This is a genomic window from Pseudoalteromonas luteoviolacea (assembly GCF_001696455.1).
In the GTDB taxonomy this organism is placed as follows: Bacteria; Pseudomonadota; Gammaproteobacteria; order Enterobacterales; family Alteromonadaceae; genus Pseudoalteromonas; species Pseudoalteromonas luteoviolacea_C.
The window spans coordinates 901,076-916,604 of the sequence record NZ_MAUJ01000001.1; the positions used below are offsets into that span (position 1 = coordinate 901,076).

Consider the following 15,529-nt stretch of genomic DNA (forward strand, 5'->3'; position numbering starts at 1 on the left):
GCTTAAAGTTTAAAGCGAGACAACTCTTCGGTAAGTTGGATACTGTCTTTATTGACTGTTTCGAGCATGGTGATGACTTTGTCTAGCTCAGCGATTGAGTCCGTGGCTAAGTCTCTCAGGCGGATAATATTATTATCCATTTCCAACGATGCATCTGACTGTTGTACCATGGCTTGGGCAATATTATCAACGGCTGCATTCGCGTCATGCTCAAGTTCCATTGCCTGCTTAAGTTGTTCGGAAACTTCTCTTACTTCATCGCGAGTTTCATCTGTTAGCGTGTTGCCATTTACTACTTTATCTACGGCTTCGCTGCCCATACGTTGAAGTGCATCCACTGTGCCTTGAATTTGATCGATAGACTGCTGCGTTCTATGCGCCAAAGCTCTTACTTCATCTGCGACCACCGCGAAACCTCGTCCTTGCTCACCAGCTCTTGCGGCTTCTATCGCAGCGTTAAGAGCGAGTAGGTTGGTTTGTTCCGCAATCGATTTAATAACGTCCAGCACCACACCTATTTCTTTGCTTTCGGAGCTTAAGTTTGTAATTACAGTAACTGATTCTGACATGACCTGAGATAGGGAGTTGATGTTTTCTACCGAGTGCTCCATTTGTTTACTCGCTGAGATCAAGTTTTTGTCGGTTTCATTTGTGCTCTGAGCAGCTTGATCAGCATTATTGGATATATCTTTGATGCTCACTGTCACTTCATTAATGGCTGAAGCGATTGATTGTGTTTGCGCTTCTTGCTCTTGAATTTTCGTATGTATCGTACTGGTCGCATCTCGCACATTATTAACTGATACCTCAAGATGATTGGCTGTTTCTATTATCGATTCGATCAGTGACTTAAATTTCCCCTGAAAATGATTAAATTGAATTGCAACATTTCCTATTTCATCGTCATCGTCTACTTCAATAAATTTGGTTAAGTCGCTTTGCCCAGAGGCGAGATTGGCTAAAGAGTCTTCTAGCTTTTTAGTTCGACGCAGTACAAAACGTTCAAACATAGTGACAAGCGTTACTATCATGAGGATTAATACGAAACATGCACCAATTAAAATATAGTTTCTGATGTTGGATGTTAATTCGGTAACGTTGTCGAGTGGTTTTGTTACTTCAAGCACTCCTCTAACATCGCCAAGCTTCCAGTTTGCTCTGGGAGTGAGGGGGTGCGTGTTGTGACAGTTTACGCATGCTTGCGCTTGCATAGTGTCTGCGACAGCAATTCTTAAATATTGACTACCGTTTGCATCGTAAAGTTTGGAGTATACTTTTTTGGGGTTTTCGGTCAGGAAGTTCCATGCTTCTTTTTGAAATGAATCTAGCTGCCTCTGCTTACGATTTGGAAACGGGTACTCACTGTACAATTGCACTTTGGTTCCTGACTGAGAAATTAACTCGCTTAGTTCGTGAATTAATGTTGCAGGCAACGGAAGTGCATTTTTATCATTTCGGTGCTCAAAATGTGGAGACATACCAAAAGCTTTGGCTTTAGAAATGACGTTTTTTGTATAGTAACCTCGGAGTGTTTTGAATTGATTGACAGTCACAACTGCATCATCTGAGGTAATTTGTAGCATCGTTGATTTAATAATGGAAGGTAAAGTGGTGGCGACCAAAATGGCGACGACGACCATCATTAACCCCAGCGGCAGCACAAAACGTTTGGTCATGGACTGACTTTTCATTATGGTAATCACTTTTTGTAAAACTCTAAAGAAAGCATAGTACAAACAAACCAATTGCTGATACTTAAGCGTGATTGAAACCTATTTATTTGTCCAATGAGGTTGAGTCTCGGTGTTAACTCAGTGTCGTGAAGGTTCAACTGCTGCCAAGAGAGTCAAAATAAGTGTTGATTAAGTAATCTATAAATTATCAACAGTTATTAAATGGCGAAAAACAACGCTATAATATCAAATTAATTCAAAAGGTTAGTGATTAAAGTTATAAAGGTGCACTGATAGTAAGGAGGCATGGCGAAATAGGGTAACTCACTCTTATTATGGTGAAAAAGTTTATTTCTTGGTTTTGAGCTACGCGCACCAGAGGCGCTTTTCCTTTCACCAATCTTAAATTGTTAAGCAAACACACGTTTTTAATATTAAATTTATATAGTTCCGGCTATTTAAATCTTAAAAAAGAATAAAAAAATCCATAAAATTTAGTCTAATGCCAGAGCTACTTATTGAGGATAGTTGAATATTTAGAATGAATGTGCTTCGGGGAAATAAATTAGTTAATAAATACTAAGGTGAATTTTCATATTATTACTTATCTCCATGTCAGAGTACGGTCTAACTATGTTTATATTATGTAATAAAATAATCGAATTCTATCCAAGTTCGATAAAACTTTATTTCTTTTTGGTGGATACTAAAAATAGGCGTGAGTCGGAGATACCTTTAAAAAAACGACTTTAATGGTTTGTTATTCAATTGTTGACACGGGGTTTATGGAATGACACATTGATGCACGGCAGTACTAATAAAATAATAAAAGGAAATTTAAATGAATAAATATACAATAGCGGCCGTTTTAGGTTTAGGTTTGGCAAGTGCTTCTGCTTCTGCACAAGATCTCGTTGTTGAGTGCTTAATAAGTGGCACACCCACTCAGCAAACTTTAACACCTAACTTTTGCTACAGCCGAACAAATGTCCCAGACGCGGGTGTCTACTTCAAATTAAAATCCAGTAAATCAATTGCAGATGTCACTTGGTCTTATGGAGGCAGCTCTGGTAGCTGGAGATGTAATGGTAATACTTCCTGTTTTTACACGGTTGCTCGTAATGTAACATATGGTTCTGTAGAAGCTTGTGTAACGCGCGTATTATACACTGACGGAACGTGGGAAAATGCCAACGCCTGTGCAACAGGTGAGTTTTGGTATAGTGGCGGTGGCCCAAACCCTTTAGAAAATGAAGACGCACAATAAACACGGTTTTTGTTTTCAATAGGTTGTGAACAGTCCGCCTTGATAAAACTATGCCCAGTAGCCCCACTTAATAGGGGCTTTTTATTTACTGTAAATCCATTCATTGGACGATGGTGCTCTCTTATTATGAACTTGCGTATGTATGTTCTGTAATAGGGTATACGTGAATACATGGGGTGTAGACCCTATTTCCTGTACTAGACACTTTTACGAGTGCGCCCGTTGTTACTTTTAGGCCAGCGCTTACGCTAAAATAAAAACAGGAATTGGTGGGGTATAGCTGAGAGCTAACTCCTTGATTTGTAATCGGCCTAGTCTTTATCACTTCGCTTTCATAACTTATTTCGCCATTTTTATCAGTAACAATCAGACCTAAATAGTTATTTAAAGAACCAGCAGTTAATCCATAGCCGATGGAAAAGTCTTCGTGGTAATTGGGGTCTTGTTCAATTAAACGCCCGAGCAATCTCGAGTACGCATTATGAGCTATGATATTTTGGCGTAACTCCCTTTTTTCAATTTCCCAACTCGCATATCGGACATGATAATTGTGTAGGCTGTGCTTATGAATTGCCATAATACACACGTGTTTTTTTGAGTTGCCAATTGCGACATTTTTAAATTGGCATGATGTGTACTTTTTACCAAGTTTAAAAAAGGAGGTGTTGCGATTATTTAAGGGGCCTATGACGATGAAAAATTCATAGTTTGGGTATCTGTCAGTGAGCTGAGTAATGAATTTTGCGGTTCCTTGAGGCGTTGGGGCAATGTTGTTAACTAAGTTGTTATGGTGGATAAAGCCCATCAATCCATCGTCTTTTGAGAATTGCGCTTTACACAATTCATGTGTATGAAGCGATAGGCGCTCTGCAAGCAAGAAATGCGATTTGAAATAGCTGGGTAAGCCAGTGCATGTGATTACAATGTTATTTTTTCGGTCGTTGTTTAATATTGCCTCGACAGAAGCGTGTTCTAGGCTCTTAAAGTATCCTTGGTAGAGACGTATTTGCTTATGTATTTCTGCCAACAACCTTTCTACAGTGCGCGTTTTAATGTCGTGGAAATGTGAATCCGTGATTGATTTGTCATAAATTTTTTTAATTCTTAAGGACTGAATTTGTTCCTGTTCATTCGCCTTTATGACTAAAAGTTCCGCTATTAATTCCTTCATCCAGGATGTAGAACATTGATAGTAGAGCAAACTTATCACCATCGCTTGCATGCTCACGTCATCATAAAACACATCTCTCGAAAGCGTTATTAACTCGTCAAATAGGTGTGACTCGCTGTCAAATAGTTGCAGACTAAGCGTTTTTACATGCTCGATCAGCTTAGTTATCTCATCAATAATCCGCTCTGCATCCTGCTCTTTGTCTAGCGCAAGGATGTTATCTATACGTTTAAAGCCACTGCAAACTAGGTTTTCAAAGTTAATATAAGTCGTCGATTGTGGTATCAGTTCAACCTTGTGCTCAAGTCGAGCAAATAGAGCCTTCATTCTATCGGGTAATGAATCAATATGTGCGTCGATATTACAAAGCACGTTATTATTCGCAAAACCACAGTTTATTGAGAGTCGCAGCACTGTGGAAGTGAGCACTGCGCCGTTGTGAAGAGCCAAGTACTTACCGACAGAGTTGCTCACATAGCTTCCATAGTGAACAGGATTTTTTCGAATCGCAGTTAAGACGCTTTCATTTCGAAGCCCGGTAAAACAAAGGGTGCTAATTTGTGTAAGTCTAATGAGAGAATCTTTTGCAATTCGTTGGGTTTCAAAGCCCGTAGCAGTGTTTTGGGGCGATATGCTAAGCATGTTTTTATTCCAAAAAATACAAAAATAAATCCATGCCTATTTTTAAACATAGGTACAAATGATGGTATTACACTTTATTACGTCAGCTTTTCAACGAGATAGTCTATTAGCACTCTGACCCGTTTCGCTTTTTGTGTATTTTGGTGAAAGTATAAGTATAAGGGAGAGTATGGGTACCAGTAATTTGTCAATACAGGGACGAGTTGCTTAGAATCGAAATAATCTTGCACCATCGGCGCAACAATACGACCGATGCCCAGTCCGCTCAGCGCCGCATCTAGCATTAAATCTGTGTCGTTGACTATCAGTGAGTGTGGCATATCAACTGGCAGTGTTTCACCCTGATTATCAAGTAATAAAGGAGCCAATTGATTAGATGAAATAAAGCGATATTGAATTAACTTATGCTGTTTTAAGTCATGTGGTGTATCGGGGTTACCATACGTCTCGATGTAGCCTTGTGAGGCAAAAAGCGCCTCTTTCATTGGTGTGGTGAGCCGCTTTGCAACCATACCTTCTTGAACACGCTCTCCAAATCTTATCCCTAAATCGAAACCGTCTTGCAATATATCAACAGTGGCATCCGAGATAGAAATTTCTAGTTCGATATTAGGGTAGCGTTTACAAAACTCAGCATAAACCGGCCTGAGCAAACTCTGATATACAAACCTTGGCGTAGTTAAGCGTACTTTACCAGATGGGTCTTTGCTTAGCTCGCTGATACCTTCAACGGCGCCAGTGAGCTGCTGTACTGTGTGATAGGTGCGCTCAAATAGTTGTTTGCCAGCTTCAGTGAGTTCAATTCTTCTCGTTGTGCGCGTAAAAAGTGGCAGTCCAAGTTCGGTTTCTAACGCTTTTAAAGCGTTGCTAACGGACGGTGAGGCTATCTCCAGTTTACGAGCAGCTTTTGCGATACTGCCTTCTTGAGCAATGGTATGAAATGTCACGAGTTGATTGAATGTAGAACCGTTCATGCGTAATGAATATAATTGTTAGTTACTAGCTACTAATCTATTACATTTTTACGATCTAATCATTATTAATTGTGTAACGTAGACTGAGCTTGTTCGTTCAAATAAGACAAGCGAGGTAAGTATGAGTGAAATTGTTGTAATTTCGGGACATCCAAATTCAGCGGGATCATATGCGAATAGTGTCATCCTACATGAATTAAAACAATCAATTGCAAATATAGACATTAGGTACTTGGATAAGCTTTATCCTGATTTCAAAATAGACATTCAAGCTGAACAAAATGCCTTGATAAATGCAGATGTCATCGTATTGCAGTTTCCATTTTATTGGTATTCCATACCGGCGTTACTTAAAAAGTGGCTTGATGATGTGTTTGCTTACGACTTTGCATTTGGTGCTAATGGCGACAAGTTGAAAGGCAAAGACTTAATATTGTCATTTACTGTCGGCGGCCCTGAAGAGTCTTATGATCCGCTAGGTTACAACCACTTTACAGTTGAACAATTAATATACCCATTGCAGCAAACTGCTTACCTGACCGGGCTTAACTTTTGTGAACCAATTTATACCCACAGAATGGTTTATGTTGAAGGTGTGTACAATAAACTAGAAGATGTTCAAAATCGCGCGACTATTCATGCCAAAAGGCTAATAAAGCGAATAGACGTGTTGCAAAACTCGCCAGAGATAATCATTAAAAGGTTTGCTAAACATTGGTTTGAAAACTTTGACACCTTACCAAACGACTCAACCATTTTTACGGCGCATTTGTCTGAGGGCATCACGTTGAGTATGCCCGAGGGGGAGTTTACAGGACACAGCGGCTTTAGAGATTGGTATAAAATGGCGAGGGAAACTTTTAAGCCAAACTGTGAGCACATCGTTGAGCAAATTGCAGTTAAAAAACAACGAGAGCAGTCTTATCAGGTTGAACTAAGAATTAGGTTACTAGCGGACACATTTGAAGATTCAAAATTACAAGGTGAACAAGTCAATCTGCTCGTAAATGAGTTGTGGGATCTAAAACTGAAAGACAATGGCCAAATTGAAATCTCACAATATAGCGTAGAGGTTGCGTAGCGAAATTGTATTTACGCTTTATGAGCTGGTCATGATCGTTGAGTTTTAAAGCCTGTGTTCAAGGGAAATGAGCGCTCGACGAGTATTCAGCAATTTTATTTTGTTTACTTTGAGTTTTCAGTATGTATATTGAGCTTATTAAATATCCAGTTTTCACTGAGGCGCTTTCGACATTTTTGCTAATCGTGTGTAGTTGGTTAGTTTTTTGAATTGAAAATGAAATACGGGGCCGCAAAGAATTAATGTGTTTTTAGAATTAATTAATCAGACTTTTTTATATTTTACAAAGTGGATATTCTCAGGATAAATCTAATGAAGGTAAGGTAAAAAGTTAGGTGGTTGATGAGGTTAAGCAAATCGGCTTTGATTTTTTAAAACCGAAGGCGATAACTTTTTAGCGTATTTAAGAGATTAAAGTACGGAACAAAAGCTGAGAAATGATAATTGTAAAAAAAGCAATTTATATAATTGGGTAAATTTAACACGGTTAGTTTACTAGGAGAAATATATGAGCATGGATATAGCTATATGGGTCACGTGTATTGCAACATTACCCGGAGATCTTCCAAAGTCAAACGAATGGAACGTAGAGACATGGGAAGATTCTACATCGTATGTATACCCAAGCCCCAACATGGATTGGCAGCTTATTGTTGAAAAGCTAAATGCCTTAGAAAAGCCAACAAGCAAAGCGTTAAAGTTGAATTCAGATGTAAAGTATGGATATGTTTTTTCTTTAGAGCCTATTGGGGCAGATGATACCGGTTATAAAATGCTCGAAGAGTCAATTCAGTCTATAGCAAATAAATGTGGTGGAGCCGTAATCGAAGCGCCTACTGGTATAAGTAAAATTGACGTGCAAGGCAGTTAGGTTTTGATTTAACGGTTTATGAGCAAATCAGTATCTTGCAAAAGAGTGAACACAAACGCTTGGATGTGCTCGCTTTTAACTAATTATAATCCAAGTTTTTTAGCCGCTGAGTCGGTACTTTTATTTGTTATTCGAGGAAATATTCAATATGTCTATGATTGCGTCTTTAAAAAGCATTAGTGAAAGCCAGTTAAGTGAGATGATAGAAGCGCCTTCAAAATTAGTTTCATATTTATATGACGATGAAAGCGGTAAAGTATGTGTTATGGATAAAGCATGGCACGGAATTCACTTCTTACTTAACGGAAGTGCTTGGAGCTCTGTTTCAATAGAGGGTTCTATCTTTCTGGGCGGAGTTCCAGTTTCTGATGAGGATGTGGGTTATGGGCCGGCACGATATTTTACGGCTGAACAAACGAAAGAAATTTCTGCTGGTTTACAAAAAATTTCTGAAAACGACTTACTAGTGAAGTACCTTTCTCTCGTTGAGGAGCCTGAAATTTATCCGGGCTTTGAAGATAATGAAGTAGATAGAAATTATATCACTCAGAATTTTGCTCACTTAAAGACATTTGTGGAAGGCCTCGCCAAATCAGGTGATTGCCTACTAAGTTTTATGCATTAATAATCGAATATACTTCTTATCGAATTATTGGCGTAAAAACTTTTTGGATTGGACACAAGACCATTTAAAGGAGATTGCATCATGGATGAAGATAGCACCTTTTTTTTAATCTATTCCATTTCTAATGGAGTTACTGCTTTATTAGGTATAGCAAGTATTATCATTGCTCTGCTAGCAGCTTATAAATTCAGTAAGGTTAAGGGGTTACCATGGGGAAATGTATTACTTTTTTCAATATTAGTATCCTTTGTTCTTTAACTTATTGAGTGGTTAATAATTGATTCTTTTTGGGAATCTTCTACAGAAAGGCTGGTATTAGCGCAGAACGTATTTCTCGTTGTATTTGCAATACCAATTTTAACAGGCTGTATTGCCATTTATAAAATTGCTGGTCATATTAGCCAAAATAATTGAACGGCATGGAAATTTATTGTGCTACTCCTAGCTCTGTTTCCAGTAGCGCGAGTGCCCAAGAAAAGCAAAACACAGGCTCTAAAAATGTGGCTGCGCTTGTTGTAAAGAAACAGCTTGGCCTAATGAAAATATCAACCGATATTTGTGCGTGTTTAAACTAAATACTGTAAGTCCTTTCTATCGAGAAAAAGCGCATGGAGGTTATAAAGAACTTTGTAGAGTCGCAAAACGCGAAGTGTGAAGTATCTGACGGTATTGAAATGACGGACCCAAAGAGCTGATATTGAGCAGGCTATGCTTTTGATTGTGTATCGTATCAGTTGTGTTTAACGAAGACCTGATCAGGTTATAAAAATTAGTTGGCTATTTTCACTGTCCACTTTTCACGTTTGAGCTAACAATTTATTGCCTACTGTGTGCGTGTTATCTTTAAAAGAGATTTCACTAAAGCAACATTATAAGCCCCTAATAAAGGGGCTTATGGTATTTATCTGCTAAACAATAATCCCTGGGATCTCCTTACCAAATCCAAGGTCAACACTACACGCTTTAGCAGCTGTATGCAGCACATCATGTTGGTTATAACCAGAGCCCATATTACTGACTACGCCTCGGTTTATACGAGCGCCGCCGCCAGCAATGAGGTAAGAACAAGGGTTTGCAGAGTGTTTATCTGCGTGCCCCATATCCGAAGTTTCTAGCACGACGGTGCTATCCAATATGCCTGCCGCTTTTAGCTTTTGGATTAAATACGCGCTTAGGCTACCTAAGTGGCTACGCATTTCGGTGTAATACGGATAGTTTGGTTGCCCGTTACTGCCGCCATGAATTGCATTGTGATAATGTCCTTGGAAATTTAACTCTGGAATACGAAACTCCGCTTGGTGGTTACCAAATGCCAGAGAAATAGAACTGGTCAAATTGCATTGCAAAGCGGCCACGGCAATATCAGCCTGTAAGCGTGCCTGCTGACTGAATGTATCAAAGGTCAGAGGAAACTCGGTATTATCAGGCGCGATACCGCAAGACGCGCCGCCATATAAGTCGTCTAAGCGGCGCTGAGTATCAGAAATCGCATCGAGATGGTCATTCATCCTTTGCACCTCATAACCCGCGAGCCTGTTTTTAATTGCATTAGCTGCGGACATGTGTGCATTCATGATAGGTGTTTTACTATTGCTGCCTTGTGCACTACCAAACACCATTTTGAATACGGTGAACGGGTTTTCTTGGAATGGCAGGTGATTGCGATTGTCTTTGGTTAATTGGCCTTGGCCATTACTGTGGACGCCCAAGTTAAGATAGCGAAACGGTAAATTAGGTCCTAAAGCATTACCCATAATCACATCATAACTGTCACTGCCCCAATTTTGGGCGAGTAAGATAGGCATACGGCCATGACCCGCATTGGAATGTGACATATTGACCATAAAGTTACATTCGGTTTTTACCGGTTCATAACCTGCGGACATTACGCCGAGTTGCATGCTATCTCCACTTCCCGCAGGGTTCCAAAGTGACGATATTGACCCGCCAGGTATATAAATCGATACGGTTTTATTGGGTAGTCCCGCGCTTTGTGCATCCGCATCTCTAGCAATCAATAGACCAGATACTAATGGCGAAGTGCGGATCAGGGCGGTAGAAATCCCCGAAGCCATAAACACTTTTAGTAGTCTTCGGCGTGACATCATCATGTTATTTAAATGTTCATCTTTCATTTTATTAACCTTCTGTATTGTGACCCGCGCTATTCATTTCTGGACCAAGCTTTGCGATAACGTACAGACTTTAATGAACCAAACTTTTCTAGCATGGCTCTTGGGCTGTTCTGCATCATTGCATCTTTAAGTGTGTCTATTTCACACATGTAACCGATTTGCTCTGTTTCAGACAGGCGTTTATCTTCTTCGCTGGTCGGGTCGACTGAGTCGTGACCAACGCCCATCACGTAACGGAACATTTGCTGTGGCAAGCAACTTTGCGCTGAGGAAAGATCAGCGATCACAGCACCTAATTGCTTGGCACCATTAAAGGGGATAGACTCGCTGACTTCTGCGTATTTTTCAGGCGCGAAGAGGGTACCCGACGCATCTATGGTATTACCATTATTATCAACCCCTCTGACTTTACCAACTGCGTCGAAGTCTTCCATCCCGAATCCCATGGGGTTGATATACTTTTCATGGCAAGTAGAGCAAGGTTGGCCTTCTGTTAAACTGTGATATTTAAGTTTGTTTGTGGTTGTAGGGTCTTGGAGCATGTCAGATAACTCTGCAAGTCTTTGCTCTCTGGCTTCAAAGGTGCCTGCTGGCGGATCGGGTTGATCTTGACACAGCATGCGGCGGCGCACGCGTACCGAGCGTAAAATAGGGTGGGATTCAGCAACCTCAGCCCAACGCGACATAAATGCACCATTGGCTAATATGCCACCGCGCTCAGTTGTATCTACCTTTTGCAGCTCTTCGCCAGTGACACCTGCAATATTGTAGTGCTCGGCAAGTAACTGATTGACGAAGGTGTAGTTTGCAGTATACAACGAGCTGAAACGCTCATTGGGCTCGGTCATGATGTATGAGAATGTCTCATTCATCTCAGCTTTCATGGCAGGGACCAATTGTGCAAAACCCGGATAGATGTTTTGATCTTTGGTTGCCACTTCTAAACTTCCTGTGCCCAGCCAGCTGCCAACAAAGTCGCCAAGTACCGACTTTGAGCTATCTGCAAGACGGTTTGCATGGGCAATGATATTGGCTTCCTCGCGCAGTTCGTCACGCGCAGCTGCTTGCCAGAGTTGTTGATCGGGTGTTGAATCTGTAAATGTGTAAGATAAGAAGGTCGCCATTTCCCATGAAGTCAGCTCGAAGGCATCCGCATCTAGCTCTGAGTTATCAGGGTTCGGTTCGCCTAATTCGTGACGATAGATAAATTGCGGTGAAGACAACAGTCCTTCTAACGCTAGCTTCATACCTGCTTCAATATCTCCATTGTGGAAAAAGCCTGTCGCGATCAGTCTGTAGTTTTGTGCCTCATCTTGTGTTAACGGGCGGCGGAAGATTTGAGGTGCTAGTTCATCCACTAGGCGGTTTGCACAATCTTCGTTTATTGAAGTACAGCTTAAAGCTGGTGAAAAGTTATTTTCAGCTACCCACTCAGATAACTCTTCAGCCACTAACAAGTAATTACTGTAGTTAGATGGTTGTACGCTTGCGTGGGTATTATTTATGAAGAAACCAACTTGAGAGTCAGGAGATAATCCATCTGATACAAGAAAATCGACGCCCAGCAAATCTTCGACCGTATTTTGATACTCTGTTTGAGTTAAGATCTTCAACTGTCTTGCCCCATATGCCACGGGTGCAACACCGACATCACAGGTCAAAGGTGCAGGCCAAAGTGTTTGTAGATAAGCAGCGATATCTGTTGCACATTGTTCATCACATGCACTCGGAGTGCCATAAGGCATGGTAGTGACAATGGTATCAATCATGGTTTGTATATCTCGCTCAGTATCAAGTGCAGGGAATGATCCTAAACCACCTGCTTCTGAGCCGTGACAACCAGCACACCCAGTTTGATATAGCTGCATACCACGGGCAACTGGATCTGTTTGTGTCACAACGACACGTTCAATATTACTTGGTTCTGAAGGCACTGAATTGTTGAGTGCAATGATCTTGTAGTCAAATTCGCCTGACTCAGGTAACCCAGACTCATAAAAGCTCGAGTTTGATGCCAGCTCAGCAGCTGTTTGCCAACGCCCATCCAAGCTTTTAAAGCGCACTAGATAGTCGGTTTCGTTATTGCTGTTGTCGCGCCAATTTAATTGCGCTTTGGCATCAATTGACAGCACACTGGCACTGAGTTCTGTCGGCGCTGCTGGCTTTTCTGGCATCGCAACTGGCTCAAAGTTGTCTTGCTCGGCAGCCAAATAAGTCAGGTTGAAATAGACTGGTACCGATTCACCAATGCTAGTGAGGTTAGCAACAACACGCAAAGCTTCTATGCCATAGTCCATTTCAAAGCTTTTACTGTCGATGATTATGGGTGAAAGCGTGCTGACATTGACTTTACCGGAAGCAAGTTTGACAACCAGCACGTCAAGCGTCATCTGATGGTTGATGCCATGTAAGCTCATTTCACCAGTCACATTTTGAATAACTGGTTGGCCAATTTCTAAATTACTTAACAGTGCATTGTCTATTTGAGCACTGAAATAAGCTATGGGCAATAAATCGGTCTCAAAGAGCAAGTCTAAAATTCGAGTGTTTCTGATATCTACACCAGTCGAAATGGTACTTAGATCAACTGCCAGTATTACGTTACCGTCGACGTCGATACTGCCAGACAGGGCGGGGGAGTCATTGTTTTGTGTAACAAACTGATTTAACTCTGCAACGTGATCTTTTTTTACTGATACATAACTCAGTAAAGACGTCGTGCTATCAAGTTGCCATAAACCCGTTTCAGTTACATCACTCGGTGGCGTAGTGGGCTCTGAATTTGTGCAAATATCACCACTTAAGGTCATGGTGACATCACCAGTTAAGCCATTTTTGTTGGCAACAAAGCCTAAACCAAATGAATGATTGGCGTGTATGGTATGGCTTTGTGACGAAATGGTGCAGCCTGCATCATGGCAATTGAAATCACCATTCCAGCTGTTTTGCAGTGAAATACCTTGATCCCATGTAAGCTCGATGGACCAATCATTGAGGTCCTGATCTGACGGGTTTTCAATGACAATCTCGGTTTTAAAGCCATTGTTCCAATTGTCTGGAATAGTGAAGGAACACTGTGCAGCTTGAACATAAGAGGCACTGGTTAGTAGGCTTAAACAGGCAGCGAACCTAGCGATTTTTGGCGTATGAGACCAGATATCAGTCAAGGTAAAAAAGCGTGTTAAATTATTGCGTATCATCTTCTTTCCCTCCTATTTCTGCGCTTCAAAAACAAGGTTAAAACTCACGGGCACTGCGTAACTGATCACCGATAAGTTTGCCAATGTTCTAAGCGTTTCAATACCAGGTTCTAAACCAAAGTCTGTGGCGTCTAGCACAATTGGTGTTATGGTTTGCACCATAATTTTATTGTTTGCAAGACGTCGAATAACAACATCAGCGTTCACTTCTTTTATAACGCCAGTGAGGTTGAGTGTGGCTGAGACGGATTGGTTTTCAGTGCTACCAATAGGAAGTGTAACGAGCGCAGCATAATCAATGGCAAGCAGAGCCTCGGCGGTTGGGAATGACTCGGTATCGAATAAAAATTCTTTCATTCTGCCATCACGGGTGTCGTTAGCGGTATCTACACTGCTCAAGTTAATAGCTAATCTTGCTACCCCTTCAGGTGTAATACTGCCACTGATATTGTTAAATGTGTGTGATTCAACGAGGTGCTGTTTTTTGGTCGATACAAAGTAAAGATGAGAGCTTTGTGGGTCTAATACAAATGGTGCGCTGATTGGTGGCGCCTCAGGTTCTGAAACTTGAATAGTGACTAGATCGCTGACTGTGCTTATAACACCGTCGTTGACTGTTAACGTGACGCTAAATGTGCCTTCTTCTTCATAAATATAAGTAGGGTTTGGCTCGCTTGAAGTCTGTCCGTTGCCAAAGTCCCAGCTAAATGTGAGTGCATCACCGTCTAAATCAGAAGATTCATCGCCTTTAAAGTTTATCGTTAGTGGGTAATCACCGGATGTAGTAGAGGCCGATGCAACTGCTAATGGCGCGTGATTAATATCACCGTCTAATGAGCATAAACCGCCAAGGGAAGGAATTGCTGGTGTATCATTTTCTTGTGCTTTTTGGGCATTGAAGCCAAAATTTAAACTCTGGCCTGGGTTTATGGTGCTGTTGTAATTTTCATTGATGATTTCATACGGGTTATTGCCACTATGCCTAGCATGCCAAACGCCTGTCAACTTGGTGTTGTCTGAAAATGCCATGAGTACTTTCCAATTTGAAATGGCGACACTTTCAGTATTGGTGATGGTAACTTTGCCACGAAAACCGGAGATCCACTCTTGCTCAACCTCAAAAGTACATTGCGCCGATTCTGGCTGGGCTTCACTAATTAAAACTTGAATGGGCGATGCAGAGTGGTCATCTGTGCCATCGTTGACTGTCAATAAAACAGAATAATCACCTGCTTGTTCGAAGATATGCTGTGGGTTTATTTCATTTGAGCTGCTGCCATCACCAAAGTCCCAGTGATAACGCACATTATCTGAAGGTAAATTAGTCGCTTCGCTGGTAAAACTGATTGTTGCTGGTGCAGTGCCTTGATTGTCTGATGCGGATGCCACTACCTTAACATCATTATTTTGTGAGCCTCCTTCACAAATGCCAAATAACCTTGGTGTGGTAACGGCTTGCCCATTGCTCTTTTTGACATTAAAGCCAAAGGCTTTGGATGAGCCCGGCTGAATAGTGCTATTCCAATTAAGGTTGCTAAATTGATATGGACTATTGCCACTCAATCTGGCGCGCCAAGCATTGTTGATTGACTCACCTTGATTAAACTCTAACCCAACTTCCCAACCATTTATGACGGTCTCCGTATTGTTATACACGCTGACTTCTGCGGTATATCCACTCTGCCATTCGTTTTTTACCTTGAACTCGCATTGCGCGGCCAAGCTGCATATGGGGTGCCCCAAAACCATTAAACAGAGTCCGACTTTTAAAAAGCGGTCCTGCTTGTAGTTATTTCTACGTTGTCTCATGAAAATTCCCCGAAACATTACCATTTGACATGTTATTTCCTTACTGTTCTTCGCCATTTTGGGCGTTGACCAGAGCTAACA

The 15,529-nt window shown here is 41.1% G+C and carries 11 protein-coding genes; 5 read left to right on the top strand and 6 right to left on the bottom strand.

Features of this window, described 5'->3' with window-relative positions; genetic code table 11:
- Nucleotides 1–2: 2 nt before the first annotated feature.
- A complete protein-coding gene (locus tag A7985_RS03780; RefSeq protein WP_176716676.1) occupies nucleotides 3–1,676 on the bottom strand; it encodes a methyl-accepting chemotaxis protein in 1,674 nt (557 codons plus the stop codon).
- A gap of 838 nt (nucleotides 1,677–2,514) precedes the next feature.
- On the opposite strand from A7985_RS03780, the gene A7985_RS03785 reads away from it, so the two are divergent.
- Complete coding sequence (locus A7985_RS03785; protein ID WP_065789069.1) at nucleotides 2,515–2,940, top strand: hypothetical protein; 426 nt, start codon at nucleotides 2,515–2,517, stop codon at nucleotides 2,938–2,940.
- A 124-nt stretch (nucleotides 2,941–3,064) separates the two neighbouring features.
- Here the strand turns inward: A7985_RS03785 and A7985_RS03790 are convergent, their stop codons facing one another.
- Entirely contained in the window at nucleotides 3,065–4,585 is a 1,521-nt protein-coding gene (locus A7985_RS03790) for a hypothetical protein (RefSeq protein ID WP_141685258.1), read from the bottom strand.
- Nucleotides 4,586–4,830: 245 nt separating this feature from the next.
- On the bottom strand, nucleotides 4,831–5,727 hold the full coding sequence (locus A7985_RS03795) for a LysR family transcriptional regulator (protein WP_065789071.1): 897 nt from the start codon (nucleotides 5,725–5,727) through the stop codon (nucleotides 4,831–4,833).
- A gap of 121 nt (nucleotides 5,728–5,848) precedes the next feature.
- Here A7985_RS03795 and A7985_RS03800 point away from each other — a divergent pair, with 121 nt between their 5' ends.
- The 4 genes from A7985_RS03800 to A7985_RS26350 all read left to right on the top strand — a co-directional run bounded on the left by A7985_RS03800 (nucleotide 5,849) and on the right by A7985_RS26350 (nucleotide 8,562).
- A complete protein-coding gene (locus tag A7985_RS03800) occupies nucleotides 5,849–6,808 on the top strand; it encodes an NAD(P)H-dependent oxidoreductase (protein WP_065789072.1) in 960 nt (319 codons plus the stop codon).
- A gap of 508 nt (nucleotides 6,809–7,316) precedes the next feature.
- Nucleotides 7,317–7,679, top strand: coding sequence for a hypothetical protein (locus A7985_RS03805; protein ID WP_065789073.1), 363 nt, complete (start codon nucleotides 7,317–7,319; stop codon nucleotides 7,677–7,679).
- A 148-nt stretch (nucleotides 7,680–7,827) separates the two neighbouring features.
- Complete coding sequence (locus A7985_RS03810; RefSeq protein WP_065789074.1) at nucleotides 7,828–8,304, top strand: YfbM family protein; 477 nt, start codon at nucleotides 7,828–7,830, stop codon at nucleotides 8,302–8,304.
- Between the two features lie 81 nt (nucleotides 8,305–8,385).
- The gene (locus A7985_RS26350) at nucleotides 8,386–8,562 is read left to right on the top strand and encodes a hypothetical protein (RefSeq protein ID WP_176716677.1); all 177 of its coding nucleotides are present in this window, start codon (nucleotides 8,386–8,388) and stop codon (nucleotides 8,560–8,562) included.
- 650 nt (nucleotides 8,563–9,212) lie between these two features.
- Here the strand turns inward: A7985_RS26350 and A7985_RS03815 are convergent.
- From A7985_RS03815 to A7985_RS25645, 3 genes are read right to left on the bottom strand one after another with little or no spacing between them, the layout of a single operon-like run.
- Nucleotides 9,213–10,439 carry a DUF1552 domain-containing protein gene (locus A7985_RS03815; RefSeq protein WP_081310410.1) on the bottom strand — a complete coding sequence of 409 codons (1,227 nt, stop codon included), beginning with the start codon at nucleotides 10,437–10,439 and terminating at the stop codon, nucleotides 9,213–9,215.
- A gap of 29 nt (nucleotides 10,440–10,468) precedes the next feature.
- Nucleotides 10,469–13,639: a DUF1592 domain-containing protein gene (locus tag A7985_RS03820; RefSeq protein WP_065789075.1), complete on the bottom strand. Its 3,171-nt coding sequence runs from the start codon at nucleotides 13,637–13,639 to the stop codon at nucleotides 10,469–10,471.
- 12 nt (nucleotides 13,640–13,651) lie between these two features.
- A complete protein-coding gene (locus A7985_RS25645; RefSeq protein WP_081310411.1) occupies nucleotides 13,652–15,448 on the bottom strand; it encodes a cellulose binding domain-containing protein in 1,797 nt (598 codons plus the stop codon).
- Between the last annotated feature and the right edge of the window lie 81 nt (nucleotides 15,449–15,529).

What these genes read in the sequence shown, in the direction of transcription:
- A7985_RS03820 (WP_065789075.1), bottom strand. Translation starts at nt 13,639, where the DNA reads ATGATACGCAATAATTTAACACGCTTTTTTACCTTGACTGATATCTGG.
- A7985_RS03805 (WP_065789073.1), top strand. Translation starts at nt 7,317, where the DNA reads ATGAGCATGGATATAGCTATATGGGTCACGTGTATTGCAACATTACCC.
- A7985_RS03780 (WP_176716676.1), bottom strand. Translation starts at nt 1,676, where the DNA reads ATGACCAAACGTTTTGTGCTGCCGCTGGGGTTAATGATGGTCGTCGTC.
- A7985_RS03785 (WP_065789069.1), top strand. Translation starts at nt 2,515, where the DNA reads ATGAATAAATATACAATAGCGGCCGTTTTAGGTTTAGGTTTGGCAAGT.
- A7985_RS03815 (WP_081310410.1), bottom strand. Translation starts at nt 10,439, where the DNA reads ATGAAAGATGAACATTTAAATAACATGATGATGTCACGCCGAAGACTA.
- A7985_RS03800 (WP_065789072.1), top strand. Translation starts at nt 5,849, where the DNA reads ATGAGTGAAATTGTTGTAATTTCGGGACATCCAAATTCAGCGGGATCA.
- A7985_RS26350 (WP_176716677.1), top strand. Translation starts at nt 8,386, where the DNA reads ATGGATGAAGATAGCACCTTTTTTTTAATCTATTCCATTTCTAATGGA.
- A7985_RS25645 (WP_081310411.1), bottom strand. Translation starts at nt 15,448, where the DNA reads ATGAGACAACGTAGAAATAACTACAAGCAGGACCGCTTTTTAAAAGTC.
- A7985_RS03795 (WP_065789071.1), bottom strand. Translation starts at nt 5,727, where the DNA reads ATGAACGGTTCTACATTCAATCAACTCGTGACATTTCATACCATTGCT.
- A7985_RS03810 (WP_065789074.1), top strand. Translation starts at nt 7,828, where the DNA reads ATGTCTATGATTGCGTCTTTAAAAAGCATTAGTGAAAGCCAGTTAAGT.